The following is a 15,848-nucleotide window of genomic DNA, read 5'->3' on the forward strand; positions in this document are numbered from 1 at the left end:
TCGGTGGTGCACTGGACGACCGTCACGGGTCTGACTCACGAGAGGCCCGAGGACCTCCCGCACACAGTGGCGCGACCGTGCCGGACTCTCACCGGCTTCCGTCGACCGTCGTCGATATCGCACTGACCGTACCGCCTGACGCGTGCATGGCCAATACGGCCCTGGGTGAGGCGGGACGGGACGAACCCGCCCTCCGCCAAAAACATGTCCCGTCAAGTACCTGCTGGAGGCGACAAGGCGAACCCGCCGCGAAATGAAGTTGCCTCTACAAGGAGACCTGCGCCTCGATGCGCCTGGGGGAGTGGCGTGCGATCGGGTCGGCTACTGCAGTCCGTGCGCACCGCGCAGGGCCTGGACGCTGGGGCCGAGCTCGGGGTCGGCGGCGTAGGTGTTGAGCACCGAGGAGAGCACTTCCGCGTAGGTCGCGCAGGCGTCCTGGTAGCGCCGCCGGCCGTCCTCGGTGATGACCGCGTAGACGCCACGCTTGTCCGAAGGGCACAAGTCCTTGTAGGCGTACCCGGCCTTTTCCAGCCGCGCCACCAGGCGAGTTACCGAGGACTGCCCCAGGCCGACGCTCTCGGCGAGATCCTGCATGCGCAGTTCGTCCTTGTCTGCACGGTGGAGGTTCTCCAGGGAGCGGAACTCCGACAGGCTGATGCCGTGCCGGCGCTGCAGCGCCTGGGACAACTCCCGCTCCACGCGCCCGAAGAGCGTGACAGCGCGGCTCCACAGCGCCTGGTCGGAGGCGTAGGCCGGTGCGGGCTGTGACGTCTTCATGGGGCCTCCTCGATAGCCGTTGACAACAGAGTACATGTGCATGCAAGCTTCTCGACATCGCCGCGGTTCACCTCGGGGCGCCTCACGGCTCCAAAGCATTTGCACGTACAAGCAAGTACTTCCAAATGCTTCCAAGTAGTTCTGAACGAAAGGTCTTCTGTCATGCACTGGATCTACCTGGCCATCGCTGTCGTCTTCGAGATCACGGTGGCGCTGTCGGCGGGCAAGGCCGACGGGTTCACCAACCGGAAGTGGACCGCGGCGACGCTGATCAGCGGTGCGCTGGCGACGTTCGCTCTCAGCAAGGCGCTCCTGACCTTCAACGTCGGTGTGGGGTACGCCCTGTGGACGTCGGTGGCCGGTGTCGGCATCACGCTCCTGGGCGCGCTGCTCTTCGGCCAGCGACTGAACTGGGGCAAGGCCCTGGGCATCCTCGCGGTGATCGGCGGGGTCGTGGGCCTGCAACTCAGCGGCGGCGCCTGACCCCTTCCTGGCCGGCCGCCCCTGACCTACGGCTCCCTCCCCCCCCTCCTCTCCTCTCCCCTCCCAGCCTCGAAAGGACCTCGATCTCATGTCCTCCACCACCGCGCCCGCTGCCCCGTCCGCCACCCGCTCCTGGACCATGCTCCTGCTGGCCGGAGGCTTCGAAGTCGTCTACGCCCTCGCCGTGGGCGGCAGCGAGGGCTTCTCCGTACTGACCTGGTCGCTGGTCGGCATCGTCTTCTTCCTCCTGACCCTGTGGGCGCTGAGCCAGGCGCTACGCACCATCGACGTCGGTATCGGCTACGCCGTGTGGGCCGGTATCGGGGCGGTCGGCGCGGCCGTGCTCGGCCCGGTGTTCTTCGACGAGACCCTCACCGGCGTCCAGTACCTGTGGCTCGGCCTGATCATCGCCGGCGTCATCATCCTCAAGCTCGCCGACAAGCCCTCCGCCCCTGAGGCCACCACGGGCCAGCCGCGGCACGCCCAGCAGACCCAGCCCGCCAACGCCTGACCCGACTGCTGTCCCCCCCCCTGTGTCCGCCTCGCTGTCCCCGGCAGGTCTCCCGGCGGGTCAGCAACTCCTCAGCCGCGCCAGCGAATCACGCGCAGTGGCCGCGACGAACGCCGAACACCGCGCCGAGTCGAGTGGCGGAACCCCCTCCCTCGGCCACTGCACGTACACGGCCCGCCCCCGGGCGCTCGCCAGATGCGCGCCCACCCACAGAGCCTCGGTGGTGTCGTCCGGAAGGGCCGGGTGCGCGTCGTGCGCACAAGGCCCGCCCTCGCCGAGGAGCTCGAGCACACGCTCGAAAGCCGCCACCAACTCGGCGACGAGCTGCTGCGCCTCCTCGTGCTCGGGATCGGCCTCGACCTCCACGTACCAGGTCACGGCGGTGGCCGTGAAGACCCGACCGGCCAGGTCCTCGCCCGTGGCCTCCTGCAACGCGGAGGCCGCGAAGGAGAGGTCGAAAGCGACGTCGAAGGTCCTGGTGAGCGGATAGCCCTCCATGATCGCGGTGAGCCCCTCGAGCTCGTAGCGCTCCTCGAACGGCAGGAACGGCGGCACGTCGCCCCCGGCCGAGCCCGGCCGCAGCGACTCCATCACCACACGCGCATACCCGGCGATGTTGCGGGGGCACAGCCACGCCTCACGAGACTGCCGGGGGTCCGGCCAGAGCCCCTCACCGCCCACCTCGTCGCCGCCGAGCTCCCGCAACACGTCAGGCACGCACTCGAGCTCCTCCTCCAGACTCCCCTGGAACGGATGCTCCCGGTGCTCGCAGGGCTCGCCAGGAAGCGCCCGGTCCGCAGTCGACGCCGCACCGAACGCCGCCTCGGCGTCAGAGTCCTCCGGCTTCCTGGTGGCCAGATACGGAAGGGCCAGGACAAGGCCCAGAGTCCAGCGGTACGCGAGCGGACCGCCCGGATCGGCGGCCAGTTCACGGGCACACTCGGCCACGAGCCGCTCGTACTCCTGCGGATCGTGATCGACGCACTCCCGCATCTCGTCCCAGGCGTCGATCAGCTGCCCCGCCCGCCCACCGGAACCCCGGTCCGTCACCGTCGCCTCCTCGAACTCGCCCTGTACGGCCCGCCCAGGATGACGGCCCCGGCACTTGACCGGTGCCCCGCACCCTCAGGGATGCCCGAGCCGGGTCGGCTGCTGATGCCGCGGAGGCTCGAGGCCGCGGTGGGTACGGCAGCTCTTACAGGCCGTGGCCGTGGGTTCGGCAGGGGACGCCCAGTCGTTCGCCGACCTCGGTGAGTAGATCTGGGCAGAAGTAGTACCAGCGCAGGTGCGTGATTCCGCCGTCCGCTGTTTCGGCGCGCAGGATGTCTTCGACCGCCTCGGGTCCGCTGCCGTCAGCCGGGATGGCCCACATGAGAACCAGCGGGTCGCCGTCCAGGTCCCGGACTTCGGCGCGCCACCGGACGGAGTCCTCCAGGTGCAGCGTGTGGTGCAGTGAGCCGGCGGCGATCTCGTCCCGTCCGACTTCGTGGGCCATGCCGATGACGTCACTCACCGCGTCCTGGACGAACAGTTTGGTCAGCCCGGCCAGGTCGTACGCGGTGAACGCCTGCGCGAGTGCCTCCAGCGTGCCCCGGTCCGGGGCGGTGCGGCGGGCACGGGCGACGGTCCGGCCGGGGTCGGCGAGCCGTCCGCGCCCACGGTGCAGCGCGGCCTTCACCGCGCCCTCGGTGGTGCTCAGCATCACGGCGATCTCCCTCAACGGCAGGTCGAAAACGTCCTTGAGGACGACAGCGGCACGCTCCTGCGGTGCCAACAAGGTGGCCACCTCCGCCAGCGCCTCCCGCACCTCGACAGAGTCGGCTACGGAAGGAGCCGCTCGCTCGTCCGGCTCGACAGGTAGGGGAGCGGGGCGGCGTACCTGGTCGAGGTAGGCGTTCGTCGCGATCCGCACCAGCCAAGCCATCGGACGCTCAACCCGCTGATGGGACTGCGCGGCACGGGTCAGCGCCCGCGCGAGCGTCTCCTGGGCAAGATCCTCGGCGTCCCACACGCTGCCCGTCAGACGACGGCAGTACCGGAACAGCTCGCCCCGCAGCGGCTCCAGCGCGGCCAGGAACTCACGACGCGCGACCTGGGCCGCAGCCGGCACAGGCTGCGCCAGCACGTCCGGTGCAGGCGGCAGATCAGCTCGAGTCGTCATGTCATGGCTCCTTGCGCGGGAAGCGGATGTACACCCGTACGACGCGGCAGCCCACCGACCGGATACGTAGCTGGAGAAGTGGCCCCGATCGCGTTCCGGCGCCGGTCGCGCTCGGAAGAACGCGGCGTAGCGTCTTGTACGGGGCGCTACACTCAAGTATGGCGAAGAAACAGATCAACGTTCGGGTCGACGAAGCGGTGTACGCGGGCATCGAGGAGCGCGCTGCCGCGGCCGGGATGGAAGTCAACGAGTACGCCCGCCTGGTCCTCGCCGACGAGGCCAACGACGTCCGCCACCGCTTCCTCAGTGCCGCCGGGCACTTCACCGGCGAGTGGGCCGGCCACTTCGACGACCGCTTCGGCACCGACGGCCACGGCGCCGCCCCCGCGAGCAAGGACACCCGCGCCGCGTGATCATCCACATCGACCGCGCCTGGCTTCTCGACCTCGCCCACCGCGTGCTGCCCGGCGACCCGGAAGTCACCGACTTCGGCAGCCTCCAGGCGGCCGTCGCCCGCCACACCGACAAGGTGATGGACGTCTACGTCTACGCCGAACCGCACCACCGTGCCGCGGCCCTCATGCACCAACTGGTCCGCGTCCCCGCCCTCGAGGCCCGCAACAAGCTGTTCGCCGCAGTCGTGGCCGCCTCGTACCTGAGCGCGTCCGGTCTCTTCGTCACGGTCGGTGCCAAGACGGCCGCCGACCTCGCCGAACGCATCGACCGCGACGCCCTCGACGTCCGCGCCGCGGCCGCGGAGATGCGCGCTTGGACGCGGAACTGAGAGGGGCGACCGCGTCGTAGGCGGCCGCCCCCCTCATTCGGTCGGTGTCAGAGCCTCGGCGTCAGAACTGCAGTGCCCAGGAGCTGATCCGGCCGGTGTCGTAGGACGCGTTGTCCGTGACCCGGAGCTTCCACGTGCCGTTGGCGACCTCGGAGGAGGCGTTGACGGTGTACGTGGTGTTGATGTTGTCCGCGCTGCCACCGGTACCGAAGGCCTTCAGCGTGTACGCGGTCCCGTCGGGGGCGATCAGCTGGACCTGGAGGTCACCGATGTAGGTGTGGACGATGTTCACCGGCACCTGGAGGCCGGAGGGGGCGTTGCCGCTGACTCCGGTGACGGTGATCGGGGACTCCACGGTCGCGTTGTCGTTGATCGCGTAGCTCGTGGTGTTCTCGAAGCGGTCCCCGGTGGGCGGCGGTGTGGTGCCGCCGTCGCCGACGTTCAGGAGCTTGTTCGGCGAGCCGGTGCCGGGGCTGGTCACCACGTTCGGGGTGGCGGCCGTGGTGAGTGCCGAGGAGACCTGCGACGGGGTGGCCGTCGGGTTCGCGCCCAGGTAGAGGGCGGCGGCGCCGACCACGTGCGGGGTGGCCATCGACGTACCGGAGATGGTGTTGGTGGCCGAGTCGCTGGTGTTCCAGGACGAGGTGATGGAGGAGCCCGGGGCGAAGATGTCCAGGATGCTGCCGTAGTTGGAGTAGCTGGCGCGGGCGTCGGAGGACGTGGTGGCGCCGACGGTGATGGCCTCGGCGACACGGGCCGGCGAGTAGTTGGAGGCGTTGGCCCCGTCGTTGCCGGCCGCGACGGCGTAAGTGACGCCGGAGGCGATCGAGCGGCGCACGGCGTCGTCGAGGACGGTGTCGACGCCGCCGCCGAGGCTCATGTTGGCGACAGCGGGCTTGACGGCGTTCTGGGTCACCCAGTCGATGCCCGCGACGACCTGGTCGGTGGTCCCGGAGCCGGAGTTGTCGAGGACGCGGACGCCGACGATCTTCGCCTTCTTGGCGACGCCGTACGAGTTGCCCGCGACGGTGCCCGCGACGTGGGTGCCGTGACCGTGCCCGTCCTGCGCGGTGTTGTCGTTGTCGATGGCGTCGTAGCCGTACGAGGCCCGGCCGCCGAAGTCGCTGTGGGTGATGCGGACGCCGGTGTCGATGATGTACGCCGTGACGCCCTGGCCCGCACTGTCCGGGTAGGTGTAGCTCTGGTTGAGCGGCAGGGCCTTCTGGTCCAGCCGGTCCAGGCCCCAGGACGGCGGGGAGGGCTGCGTGCCGTCGACGTGGAAGACGCGGTTCTGGCTGACGGTGTCGACGGCCGGGTCGGCGGCGAGCTTCTTGGCCTGGGCCTGGGAGAGCTCGACCGAGTAGCCGTTGAGCGCGGCCGTGTAGGTCCGCTTGATCTTGGCGCCGAACTTCGTCGCCACCGCCCGGCCCTTCGCGGTCTCCGCCTGGGCGGCGGACTCGCGCAGGGTGACGATGTAGCTGTTGGCCACGGTGCCCTTCGCGCCGGCGTTCAGGACGACGCCTTCGGCGGTGCCCGCGGCGGCCTGGGCCGGGAGGGCGGAGAGGGAGCCGAGGGCGAGGGCCGCGACGGCTATGGCACCGGCTGCGGCGCGTCTGCGCCGCCGATCACGCATCACGAACATGTGAGGGGTCCTCCTCATCGGTGGTGCGTTGCTGTGGGGGGTGCGCCGAGCCGGGTCCCTGTCGGGGCCGGTGGCCGGCATACACCGATCGATACGGCAGGCGGTATGGCAGGGGCATGACAAATCAGCATGACAAATCAATGCTGGGAGTGCCGCGCCGTTCGCCATCCCGGGCTGCCAGGCGAAAGATTGACTGATCCATAGGAATCCCGCAAGAGCGCCTGCCGCCGCGACCGGCGCCCATTCCCTCGGGCAAGAGTTCTCCACCTGGCCTTCAACTTGCCGAAAACCAGGCGGAGTTGGATCGCGCATTCGGGGATCGAGCGGATCGAACGGCTCGCGCGGAAGCTCACGGGAACCCCCGGGCCCAGGGACCCAGGGGTTCGATCACAGCTTGGATCACGGCTTGGATCACGGCTCCGATCACGGCTACGACCTGGTCATCTCCGGCCATCCCAGCTGGGCGACCCGGGACTTGCGGACATTCCCCGCCGCCTCCATGTCGTGGTAGGCGTTTCTCTTCAACTGCGCCGCCAGCTGCTCCAGCGCGCGGGCAGCGGCGAGTTCGTCACCGATCTCGGGAACGTCGGTGTCGATGGGGTTGCATCGGGCGGTGCCGCTCCCCGTGAGATGCGCGGAACCGGTGTTGAGATCGACCCGCGCCTCGGTCCGGCGATCGTCTTCCGACAGATGCAGGCGGGCGGTCCATTGGGCGGTGTGCGACATGGCGTCCCTCCAGAGATCTCGGGCTCGGCCGGGGGACCCGGTGCCCGCGCGCGCGGGCACGCCGCCGGCAGGGCTCCGGGCTCTCAGTCATGGCTGCCGCCCCGACCAGGGCGCCGACGACCGGACGGCAACGGTTCGGCCTTGCTTCCATTGTCTCCCCGCCGCCGCACCGGCCCCGCCCGGCAACCAGCGGCGGAAAATCTCGGGTACGGGTCGCCGACTGCGCGCCCCCGTCCAAGCGCAGCCCGTCAGTCGACCGCTTCCACCCCACGGCGGCCCCGACCGCCCTCGGACCCGCCGCGCCCCGTCGTACGAAACCGCGCACGGTACGCCGACGGCGTCACTCCCAGATGGCGCAGGAACACCCGGCGCAGCGTCTCGTCGCTGCCCAGACCGCTGAGGCGGGCCGTCGCGGTCACCGTCCCGCCCGCGTCGAGCAAGGTCCGCGCGGCTTCGAGGCGGACCGACTCGACGTAGCCGCCGGGGGTGTCACCGATCTCGTCGCGGAAGAGCCGGGTGAGATGGCGGGCGCTGAGGCCCGCCCGGCGGGCGAGTTCCGGCAGCGAGTGGTCCGCCGCGGGGTCCGCGTCGATCGACCTGAGGAGCGCGGTGAGGCTGCCGTGGCGGGAGGCGGGGGTACGCGTGGCCACGGAGAACTGGGACTGCCCGCCCGGGCGCTGGAGGAAGACCACCAGGTCACGGGCCACTTCACGGGCCAGGTCAGGACCTTCGTCGGCTTCGACGAGGGCCAGGGCCAGATCGAGGCCCGCGCTCACGCCCGCCGAGGTGAAGATCCGTCCGTCCCGCACGAAGATGGCGTCCGCGTCGACGTCGACGCCGGGATGGCGCTGGGCCAGCGTCGCCGTGTGCCGCCAGTGCGTGGTGGCGCGCCGGTCGCGCAGCAGCCCCGCCTCGGCGAGTGCGAAGGCGCCGGTGCACACGGACGCGGTGCGCCAGGACGCGGAGTGGAGCGTGCGGACGGCGTCGACCAGTCCGTGCGGCACCTGCCGGGGGAGGGCGGGGGAGCCGGGGACGATCAACGTGTGGACCCGCCCCGCCAGCCCGTCGACCGGGTCCGTGAGCAGCCGGGTCCCGGCCGAGGTGGTGACGGGGCCGCCGTGCGGGGACAGCAGCGCCACCTCGTAGCGGGCCCCCAGCTCGGCCGCCGTGCTGAACACCTCCAGCGGAGCCGTCACGTCGAGCAGCCGCACGCCGTCGTACGCGAGTACGCAGACGACACGGCGCGGAGGGCGACGGATGGGATCCTCGCGGGTGCTCATCTCCCCAGGCTAGCGCCACGCCATGGCCATATGTGTGGGGTTCACGTCCACAAGGACATGGTGCGAGCATGCGCCCGGACGGCAGGCTGAAGGCATCGCAGCAACGGGCCGACAACGGGCCAGCAACAGGCCAAGAACCGGCCAGCAACGGACCAGGAGCCGACCGTGACCACGACACGCACACGTATCGCCGACATCGAGATCCCCGACAGCGCGCTCGCCCGCGAGGCGACCGAACTGGTCCGCGACACCGCGGGCGCCCTGCTCTACGACCATTCCCGCCGCGTCTACCTCTTCGGCGCCCTGCGCGGCCGCCACCGCGGTCTGGACTTCGACCCCGAACTCCTTTACGTGGCAGCGCTGTTCCACGACCTGGGGCTCACCCAGAAGTACGCCACCTCCGCACAGCGCTTCGAGATCGACGGAGCCGACGCGGCCCGCGACTTCCTGACGCGGCACGGCCTGCCCGCCGAGCGCACCCGCACGGCGTGGACCGCGATCGCCCTGCACACGACGCCGGAGATCCCGTACCACATGGAGCCGGAGGTGGCCCTGGTCACCGCGGGCGTCGAAGTCGACGTCCTGGGGCTCGGGTTCGACGAGACCACGCAGGAACAGCGCGACGCGGTCGTGGCCGCGCACCCGCGCCCGGACTTCAAGCGCCGGATCCTGGAGGCGTTCACCGAGGGCATCGCGCACCGGCCCGCCACCGCGTTCGGCAACGTCAAGGCCGACGTCCTCGCCCGCTTCACGCCGGGATTCGTACGCACCGACTTCGTGACCGTCATCGAGAACTCGCGGTGGTCGCAGTGAACTCCTCCCACGACCACGACCACGACCACGAACACGACACCCGGAGCCTGCCGACCACCTCGAACCGCCCTCCCGTACCCCCCTTCAGCGCAGCGGACGCCGTGGCCAAGGTGCAGGCGGCCGAGGACGCGTGGAACACGCGTGACCCCGACCGCGTCGCGCTCGCCTACACACCGGACTCGGTATGGCGCAACCGCGACACCTTCCTGACCGGCAGGGACGAGATCCGTGCCTTCCTCGCAGCGAAGTGGGAACGGGAACTCGACTACGCCCTGCGCAAGGAACTGTGGGCCTTCGGTGACGACCGGATCGCCGTGCGCTTCCAGTACGAGTGGCGGGACGCGGCCGGCGGCCACTGGCGCTCGTACGGCAATGAGCTGTGGGAGTTCGACGCCCACGGTCTGATGCGCCGGCGCGAAGCCAGCATCAAGGACGTGCCGATCCAGGCACATGAGCGCCGGATCCACGGCCCCCGTGCGCCGCACGAGCACGGGGCAGCGCTTCCGCTGGCCTGACGGAGGTCGTGAGTCGGCTCAGTCCGGCTTCGGGCGGGATCGCAGGTGCCGCATGTGGGCGTGACTGAGGTCGTGGGCCCGTCGCGTGTGCCGGATGATCACTTCGAGCTCGTCCTCGGTGTGGTCGTCGAGGAGCGCCTGCCAGGTCCGGCCGAGCTCGTCCCACACCTCTGTGACGCGGGCGATGCGCTCCGGCACCGGGGTGACCAGTACGCGGCGGCGATCCTGCCGGTCGGGGGTGCGGACCACGTAGCCGTCACGTTCGAGCCGGTCGACGAGTCGTGTGGCCGAGCCCGTGGTCAGGCCGGTCATGCCGGCGATCTGCTTGACCGTGTGCGGCCCGGGCCCTGCGGTCAGCAGGCTCAGACACTGAACGTCGGTCGGGTGGAGACCGAGGTGGTCGGCGACAGCTTGGTTGAACAGCACGTAGGCCGCCAGGTAGCGGCGGGACTCCTCCGTCAGTTCCGCGGACAGCAGGGCCCGACGTGAGTTCGTGATCTGGATCACACTCCAAATCGCTGCGCGGCGCAGCAATCTCTCGTAGTCACTGCGTGACGCAATTAATGCGTCACGCAGTGATAGTACTCATTCGAGAGGTTGGAAAACCATGCTCACCGTCGCCGTCACCGGAGCCACCGGAGCCCAGGGCGGAGCCACCGCCCGCGCCCTGCTCGCAGCCGGCCACCGGGTCCGCGCCCTCACCCGCCGCCCCGACTCGCCCGCCGCCGACACCCTGCGCGCCCTCGGCGCCGAGGTGCGCCACGCCGACTTCGACGACCGCCCCTCGCTCGAGGCCGCCCTCACCGGAGCGGACTCCCTCTTCGCGGTGACCACCCCGTTCGGCACCGACACCGCCACCGAGATCCGTCAGGGCAAGGCCCTCGTCGACGCCGCGGCAGAGGTCCGCCTCGGCCACATCGTGTTCACCTCCGCCGCCCACGCCGACCGGGACACCGGCGTCCCGCACTACGAGAGCAAGCTCCTGATCGAGCAGCACATGCGTACCGCCGGGGTGCCCTGGACGGTGATCGCCCCGGCGGCGTTCATGGACAACTACGCCGGCGGCTGGACCCTCGACGGCCTGCGCGACGGCACCTTCGCCTGGCCCATGCCGACCGACCGGCCCCTCACGCTCATCCCGGCCTCCGACATCGGCGCGTTCGCCGCGCTGACGCTGCAGCGCCGTGACGAGTTCGCCGGCCGCCGTATCGACATCGCCTCCGACGAGTGCACCCCCGCCCGGATGGCGGAGATCCTCACGACCGCGATGGGCCGCCAGGTCGCCCACCAAGAGGTACCCCTGGCCTACGTCCGGACCCATTCGGCCGACCTGGCGGCCATGTTCGCGTACTTCACCGCCGTCGGCCTCGACGTCGATGTCACGTCACTGAGGCGCGACTACCCCGAAGTCGGCTGGCACAGCTTCGCCGACTGGGCCGTCGCCCAGGACTGGCCCGCACTCCTGTCCGCGGCGCCCGCGCATCCGTGACAGGCCCCGGCCCGCAGCCGCGAAGCGGGCACCACTCGGACGCCGAACGCACCCCTCCAGGCGGCGCCCCCGCCCCCGCTGAAGGAGCACGAGCACGCTCATGAAACCGATCGGCTACTGGCTGAACCGCACCGACAAGGCCCTCACCTGCCACATGAACGGCATGCTGGAGGAGTTCGGCCTCACCCGCATCGCCTGGCAGGTCCTCAACGTCATCCAGGACACCCCCGAAGCCGCCGACACGGACGTCCTGTCGATCCTCGCCGCCAACGCCGACAGCGCCACACTGACCTCCGCCGTCGACGCCGTCCTCGCCGACGGATGGGCGGAGCGTTCCGCACCGGGCCGGCTCGCCCTGACCCGTGATGGCAGCCGGCGTCTCGCCGACGTCGCCGCGCGCGTCGACGCGTTCCGCGAACTGTCGACGACCGGCATCTCCCCGGACGAGTACCGCACAGCCGTCCATGTCCTGGAACGCATGAGCCAGAACCTGGAAGCGGCGACGAGCGCCCGCCACTGAACACCGAGCAATGAGCAATGAACACTGAGAACTGAACACTGAACCTCGCGAGCGAACATCTCACGCAACTTCGGTGCTCTGTACGGCGGACGAATGTCGCAGGCTTCCTCCCCCGGGCGGGACACGGCGTGCCCCGACGTCTCCACCACCTCACGCGCACCAAACATGCACACAGGCCTGACAAACTGCGCGGGACATCGCCGGATCGGCGGACAACTCACCCAACAGCGAGGTTTTGGCACATGCGCAAGGCGCGTATCGCACTGACGGCCGTTCTGGTCACCACGTTCGGCCTCGGGCTCACGGCCTGCGGCGGCGACAGCAAGGACGCGGCGACGGAGAAGGAGTCGCCGGCGGCGACGGCGCCCACTCCGGAACAGGAGAGCCCGAGCGCCGACAGCAGCGAGAACGCGGGCGGCGACGCCCAGCCCGCCGGCGACGTCACCGCACCGGGCGCCGGCCTCAAGGTCGGCGACAAGGCGGTCCTCCCCTTCGAGTACGCCAAGAAGAAGGGCACCCTCGCGATCACCGTCACGGCGATCGACAAGGGCGCCGAGGCCGACATGTCCCAGTTCGGCGCACGCGCGAAGGGCCTGACGCCGTACTTCATCAAGATGAAGGTGGAGAACGTCGGCGACACCGACCTGTCGCGCGCGTACGTACAGCTGAGGGGCCTGCTCGACGGCGGCCAGAGCACGGGCGTCTCCCTGATCGGTGACATCCCGGGCAAGTGCGACAAGGAATCCGCGCCCGCAGAGTTCGGCAAGGGAGCATCGTTCGAGACCTGCTCGCTCGCCGCGTCGCGCAGCGGCGACGTCACGGGCGCCGAGTTCGACGAGGGCGACGCGTACAGCGACAAGCCGGTCATCTGGACCACCGGCTGACCCTCACCGGAGAACACCCCTCTTCTGAGCTTGCCCGGCAGGGCCCGTCACCGACGGGCCCTGCCGCACGCACGCTCAGGACACGGGCCGCCTCAACGCCTCCCCCGAGGGGACAGCTCCGCCGTACGTGACACGCCGCACCAGCACCTCGAACGGGCCACGCCGCCCCCGCCGTTGCATGCGGTCGGCCACCAGCACGGTCGCGAACCAGGTGGCCGCAGCCAGGAGCGCCGTAGCGGCGACGGTCAGCCTCCCGGAGAGGTCCAGCAGGAACGGGGTGAACATCACCGCCCACACCACCGACTGCGCGAGATAGCAGGTCATCGACCGCTGACCGACAGCAGCGATCGCACTCACCACACGCCCCCGCCGCGCAGCGACCCGCGCCGCCACCAGAGCCACCAGCGCCGCGTACCCGAACCCACCCAGAACCCCCGTGGCATCATGCAGCGGCCCGACCAACTCCAGCACCTGCGGCCCGGGGACATCGACGACCCCGGCAGCCATCAGCGCCGCGGGCTGCGCACCGAGCACCGCGGCACCGATTCCGACCACGGCCACGACCCGCAAGAGAATCCGATGCCGCTCGGGCTCGTCCAGAACCCGCCGCCGCCCCGCCCACAGCCCGACCGCCAACGGGCACAGGAACCCGATCGGCCCGAGCAGCGCCACCACCGGCGCCACCTCCAGGCGAGCGGCGAACATCGTGCCCACGTCCGCAGGCAGCATCGACGGATCCGGCGGATCACTGCTCACCGCCGACGAGCCGGCGCTGGGCAACGACGTCAGCACAAAGAACAGCAATGCGGTCAGAAGAAGCCAGCGGTCCTTCCACCGCACCATCCACGCCCCTGCGAACAGCAGTACTCCATAAGCGGCCAAAATGTCGCCGACGTACAAGAGCATCGCGTGCGCAGTCCCCACGACCACCAGGGCCAAGCCACGCCGCCACAACAGCCGCCGCACGTCCCGAGGCCGGGACGCGGCCTGCCGACGCACGATATGCGCCACCCCGTACCCGAAAAGCAGCCCGAACATGGGAAACGCCCGCCCGTCGACAAACGTGGAGATCACCCACGTAGTACCCGAGTCGACCACGGACCCACCCTGCGGAAAGCCCCCGAAAATCCGCGAACCCCGCAGGAAGTAATGGGAGTTGGCCAACGCGATGAACAACAACATGAAGCCACGCGCCAAGTCGGGAGCGAGAGCCCGCCCCGCCGGATTCGTCGGTCCGGACCTCTCCGTCGTCATGCCCCCAGTCAAGGCCGCACCCCACCCGCACGACGTCGGCCGATGGTCTAGCGCCCACCGACTTCTGTCTAAGACAAGGCCAGGACCATCAAGGCCGGCAGCTACGCTGACCCCTGCCAGAAGCTAGGAACCCACCGTGGGCCTCCTCCACATCCTCGCGGCCCGACGCCCACGCCTGAGCCATGCACCCTGCGACGCACCACCCCACCCGGACACGCCTGATAGCGCGTGAGGCGAACATCACCCTGCCCCCGGCTCAGGCCTCCAGATAGTGCAGGACCGCCAGGATCCGCCGGTTGTACCCCGTCGTACGGGGCAGCTCCAGCTTGTCGAAGACCGCGTTGAGATGCTTCTCGACCGCGCTCAGAGACAGGTGCAGCCGCTCGGCGATCCCGCTGTTCGTGTGCCCCTGCGCGAGGACCTCCAGGACGTCACGCTCGCGCGGGGTGAGCCGGGCCAGCGGGTCGACGCGGACAGAACGGCCGACAAGCTGCCGCACCACTTCCGGGTCGATCACCGCGCCGCCCGCCCGGACCCGCTCCAACGCGTCGAGGAACTCCTCGACCTGCGCCACCCGGTCCTTGAGCAGATAGCCGATTCCCTCGGCGCCGCCCGCGAGCAGTTGCGCCGCGTACGTGCGCTCCACGTGCTGCGACAGCACGAGCACCCCCGTCGCCGGCCGGCGCGCACGGATCTCCAGCGCCGCCCGCAGCCCCTCCTCGGTGTGCGTGGGCGGCATCCGGATGTCGACGACCACGACGTCCGGACCGTACGTGTCGACGGCGTCGGGCAGCGTCGTGGCGTCCCCGAACGCCGCGACGACCTCGTGCCCCTCCTCCGCCAGCAGTCGCACCAGCCCCTCACGCAGCAGGGTCGAGTCCTCGGCGATGATCAGACGCACGGCAGCTCCGCGGTGATGGTGGTGGGTCCGGCCGGCGGGCTGTCGACCCGCAACCGGCCGTCGAGCGCCTCGACGCGGCCGCGCAGTCCGGCGAGCCCGGTGCCGCGCGGGTCGGCTCCACCGCACCCGTCGTCCCGGACGGAGACAGTCAACACCCCGGATGCCATGGTGAGTTGGACGTGAATGCCGGTGGCCTGCGCGTGCTTGGCGGCATTCGTCACCGCCTCCGACACCACGAAGTACGCGGCTGTCTCGACGGGCCGGGGGAGCGGCCGCTGCAGACCGTACTCCAGACGCAGCGGAACCGGGCTGCGCTCGGCCACCCCGCCCAGCGCCTCCCGCAGCCCCGGCCCGTCGAGCGCCGACGGATACACCCGCCACGCCACCTCTCTCAGTTCGGTGAGCACGCCCTGCGCCTCCTCGTGGGCCTGCGCCAGCAGCGCGGCGGACTGCTCGGGGCCGCGGCCGGGGCGGCGGGCCCGCCCGAGCAGCATCGCGAGGGCGACCAGCCGCTGCTGGAGCCCGTCGTGCAGATCGCGTTCGATACGGCGCCGCTCCGCGTCGACGGCGTGCACCACCGCGGCGCGGCTCGTGGCCAGTTCGTCGATCCGCCGCCGCAACAGCTCCCGCTCCGAAGGCCCGAACGCGTCACGCGCCAGACGGGCATCCAGCGCGCCCAGGGAGCGCAGGCCCTGCACACCGAGAAAGAGCAGCGCGCCACCCAACAGCACCTGCCACAGCAGCTCGACGGCACCGACCCGCCCGCGCACCAGCGCGATGCCGAACACCCCGGCCAGCACTGTGCCGAACCCGAACAAGGCCAGCGTGACCGCGGTGACCGACCCGGCATACGCACGCGCGGCGACATACCGCAGAACCGTGCTGTCCTCAGGGACGTAAGACAGAGGGAACCGGTCACCGAAGAAGACGATGCGACGGCGCCGCTCGAGCGCCGCGATCCGGCGAGCCCCCGCGACCAGGGCCGCCCGCGCCCCGGACCGGGTGCGCGGCCACAGCAGGAACGGCCCCAGGAAGCCCCCGCCGACGGCGAGCCACAGCAACCCCGCACACGCGACAACGCACCCGAGAAGCACGCCGACCGCCCGCC

19 protein-coding genes and 1 riboswitch are annotated in these 15,848 nt (G+C 70.5%); of the genes, 9 read left to right on the top strand and 10 right to left on the bottom strand.

Annotated elements, in window-relative coordinates; genetic code table 11:
- Positions 1–28 precede the first annotated feature (28 nt).
- Positions 29–100: riboswitch (cobalamin riboswitch) on the bottom strand.
- Between the two features lie 221 nt (positions 101–321).
- The gene (locus ACIBTU_RS32825) at positions 322–777 is read right to left on the bottom strand and encodes a MarR family winged helix-turn-helix transcriptional regulator (protein WP_399130312.1); all 456 of its coding nucleotides are present in this window, start codon (positions 775–777) and stop codon (positions 322–324) included.
- A gap of 162 nt (positions 778–939) precedes the next feature.
- On the opposite strand from ACIBTU_RS32825, the gene ACIBTU_RS32830 reads away from it, so the two are divergent.
- Together ACIBTU_RS32830 and ACIBTU_RS32835 are read left to right on the top strand one after the other, a co-directional pair.
- Complete coding sequence (locus ACIBTU_RS32830) at positions 940–1,260, top strand: DMT family transporter (RefSeq protein WP_399130313.1); 321 nt, start codon at positions 940–942, stop codon at positions 1,258–1,260.
- A gap of 88 nt (positions 1,261–1,348) precedes the next feature.
- Positions 1,349–1,771, top strand: coding sequence for a DMT family transporter (locus ACIBTU_RS32835; RefSeq protein WP_399130314.1), 423 nt, complete (start codon positions 1,349–1,351; stop codon positions 1,769–1,771).
- 60 nt (positions 1,772–1,831) lie between these two features.
- On the opposite strand, the gene ACIBTU_RS32840 is transcribed toward ACIBTU_RS32835, so the two are convergent.
- Together ACIBTU_RS32840 and ACIBTU_RS32845 are read right to left on the bottom strand one after the other, a co-directional pair.
- Entirely contained in the window at positions 1,832–2,821 is a 990-nt protein-coding gene (locus ACIBTU_RS32840; protein ID WP_399130315.1) for a hypothetical protein, read from the bottom strand.
- Between the two features lie 145 nt (positions 2,822–2,966).
- Positions 2,967–3,932 (bottom strand): sigma-70 family RNA polymerase sigma factor, encoded by a 966-nt coding sequence (locus ACIBTU_RS32845; RefSeq protein ID WP_399130316.1) that lies wholly within the window; start codon positions 3,930–3,932, stop codon positions 2,967–2,969.
- 158 nt (positions 3,933–4,090) lie between these two features.
- Here ACIBTU_RS32845 and ACIBTU_RS32850 point away from each other — a divergent pair, with 158 nt between their 5' ends.
- Both ACIBTU_RS32850 and ACIBTU_RS32855 read left to right on the top strand, forming a co-directional pair.
- Entirely contained in the window at positions 4,091–4,345 is a 255-nt protein-coding gene (locus ACIBTU_RS32850) for a plasmid mobilization protein (RefSeq protein WP_399130317.1), read from the top strand.
- Positions 4,342–4,716, top strand: coding sequence for a fic family toxin-antitoxin system, toxin component (locus tag ACIBTU_RS32855; protein ID WP_399130318.1), 375 nt, complete (start codon positions 4,342–4,344; stop codon positions 4,714–4,716). The genes ACIBTU_RS32850 and ACIBTU_RS32855 overlap by 4 nt, the downstream gene beginning before the upstream one ends.
- A 61-nt stretch (positions 4,717–4,777) precedes the next feature.
- On the opposite strand, the gene ACIBTU_RS32860 is transcribed toward ACIBTU_RS32855, so the two are convergent.
- The 3 genes from ACIBTU_RS32860 to ACIBTU_RS32870 all read right to left on the bottom strand — a co-directional run bounded on the left by ACIBTU_RS32860 (position 4,778) and on the right by ACIBTU_RS32870 (position 8,364).
- Positions 4,778–6,358, bottom strand: coding sequence for a S8 family serine peptidase (locus ACIBTU_RS32860; RefSeq protein WP_399130319.1), 1,581 nt, complete (start codon positions 6,356–6,358; stop codon positions 4,778–4,780).
- 429 nt (positions 6,359–6,787) lie between these two features.
- Complete coding sequence (locus ACIBTU_RS32865; protein ID WP_399130320.1) at positions 6,788–7,084, bottom strand: dsRBD fold-containing protein; 297 nt, start codon at positions 7,082–7,084, stop codon at positions 6,788–6,790.
- A gap of 248 nt (positions 7,085–7,332) precedes the next feature.
- A complete protein-coding gene (locus ACIBTU_RS32870; RefSeq protein ID WP_399130321.1) occupies positions 7,333–8,364 on the bottom strand; it encodes a GlxA family transcriptional regulator in 1,032 nt (343 codons plus the stop codon).
- A gap of 165 nt (positions 8,365–8,529) precedes the next feature.
- On the opposite strand from ACIBTU_RS32870, the gene ACIBTU_RS32875 reads away from it, so the two are divergent.
- Both ACIBTU_RS32875 and ACIBTU_RS32880 read left to right on the top strand, forming a co-directional pair.
- Positions 8,530–9,177, top strand: coding sequence for an HD domain-containing protein (locus ACIBTU_RS32875; protein WP_399130322.1), 648 nt, complete (start codon positions 8,530–8,532; stop codon positions 9,175–9,177).
- Between the two features lie 47 nt (positions 9,178–9,224).
- A complete protein-coding gene (locus tag ACIBTU_RS32880) occupies positions 9,225–9,692 on the top strand; it encodes a nuclear transport factor 2 family protein (RefSeq protein ID WP_399130351.1) in 468 nt (155 codons plus the stop codon).
- An 18-nt stretch (positions 9,693–9,710) separates the two neighbouring features.
- Here ACIBTU_RS32880 and ACIBTU_RS32885 read toward each other — a convergent pair whose 3' ends face one another.
- A complete protein-coding gene (locus ACIBTU_RS32885) occupies positions 9,711–10,199 on the bottom strand; it encodes a MarR family winged helix-turn-helix transcriptional regulator (protein ID WP_399130323.1) in 489 nt (162 codons plus the stop codon).
- 100 nt (positions 10,200–10,299) lie between these two features.
- Between ACIBTU_RS32885 and ACIBTU_RS32890 the strand changes: the two genes are divergently transcribed.
- The 3 genes from ACIBTU_RS32890 to ACIBTU_RS32900 all read left to right on the top strand — a co-directional run bounded on the left by ACIBTU_RS32890 (position 10,300) and on the right by ACIBTU_RS32900 (position 12,585).
- A complete protein-coding gene (locus ACIBTU_RS32890) occupies positions 10,300–11,181 on the top strand; it encodes an NmrA/HSCARG family protein (RefSeq protein ID WP_399130324.1) in 882 nt (293 codons plus the stop codon).
- 100 nt (positions 11,182–11,281) lie between these two features.
- Entirely contained in the window at positions 11,282–11,701 is a 420-nt protein-coding gene (locus ACIBTU_RS32895; protein WP_399130325.1) for a MarR family winged helix-turn-helix transcriptional regulator, read from the top strand.
- A gap of 242 nt (positions 11,702–11,943) precedes the next feature.
- Positions 11,944–12,585 carry a hypothetical protein gene (locus ACIBTU_RS32900; RefSeq protein ID WP_399130326.1) on the top strand — a complete coding sequence of 214 codons (642 nt, stop codon included), beginning with the start codon at positions 11,944–11,946 and terminating at the stop codon, positions 12,583–12,585.
- Positions 12,586–12,660: 75 nt separating this feature from the next.
- On the opposite strand, the gene ACIBTU_RS32905 is transcribed toward ACIBTU_RS32900, so the two are convergent.
- From ACIBTU_RS32905 to ACIBTU_RS32915, 3 genes are all read right to left on the bottom strand, one after another.
- Positions 12,661–13,767, bottom strand: a complete 1,107-nt coding sequence (locus ACIBTU_RS32905; RefSeq protein ID WP_399130327.1) for a DUF418 domain-containing protein — start codon at positions 13,765–13,767, stop codon at positions 12,661–12,663.
- Positions 13,768–14,095: 328 nt separating this feature from the next.
- Positions 14,096–14,740, bottom strand: a complete 645-nt coding sequence (locus ACIBTU_RS32910) for a response regulator (protein ID WP_399130328.1) — start codon at positions 14,738–14,740, stop codon at positions 14,096–14,098.
- Positions 14,731–15,801 carry a sensor histidine kinase gene (locus ACIBTU_RS32915; RefSeq protein WP_399130329.1) on the bottom strand — a complete coding sequence of 357 codons (1,071 nt, stop codon included), beginning with the start codon at positions 15,799–15,801 and terminating at the stop codon, positions 14,731–14,733. The genes ACIBTU_RS32910 and ACIBTU_RS32915 overlap by 10 nt, the downstream gene beginning before the upstream one ends.
- Between the last annotated feature and the right edge of the window lie 47 nt (positions 15,802–15,848).

The organism is Streptomyces sp. NPDC050145 (genome assembly GCF_044460245.1).
Lineage (GTDB): Bacteria > Actinomycetota > Actinomycetes > Streptomycetales > Streptomycetaceae > Streptomyces.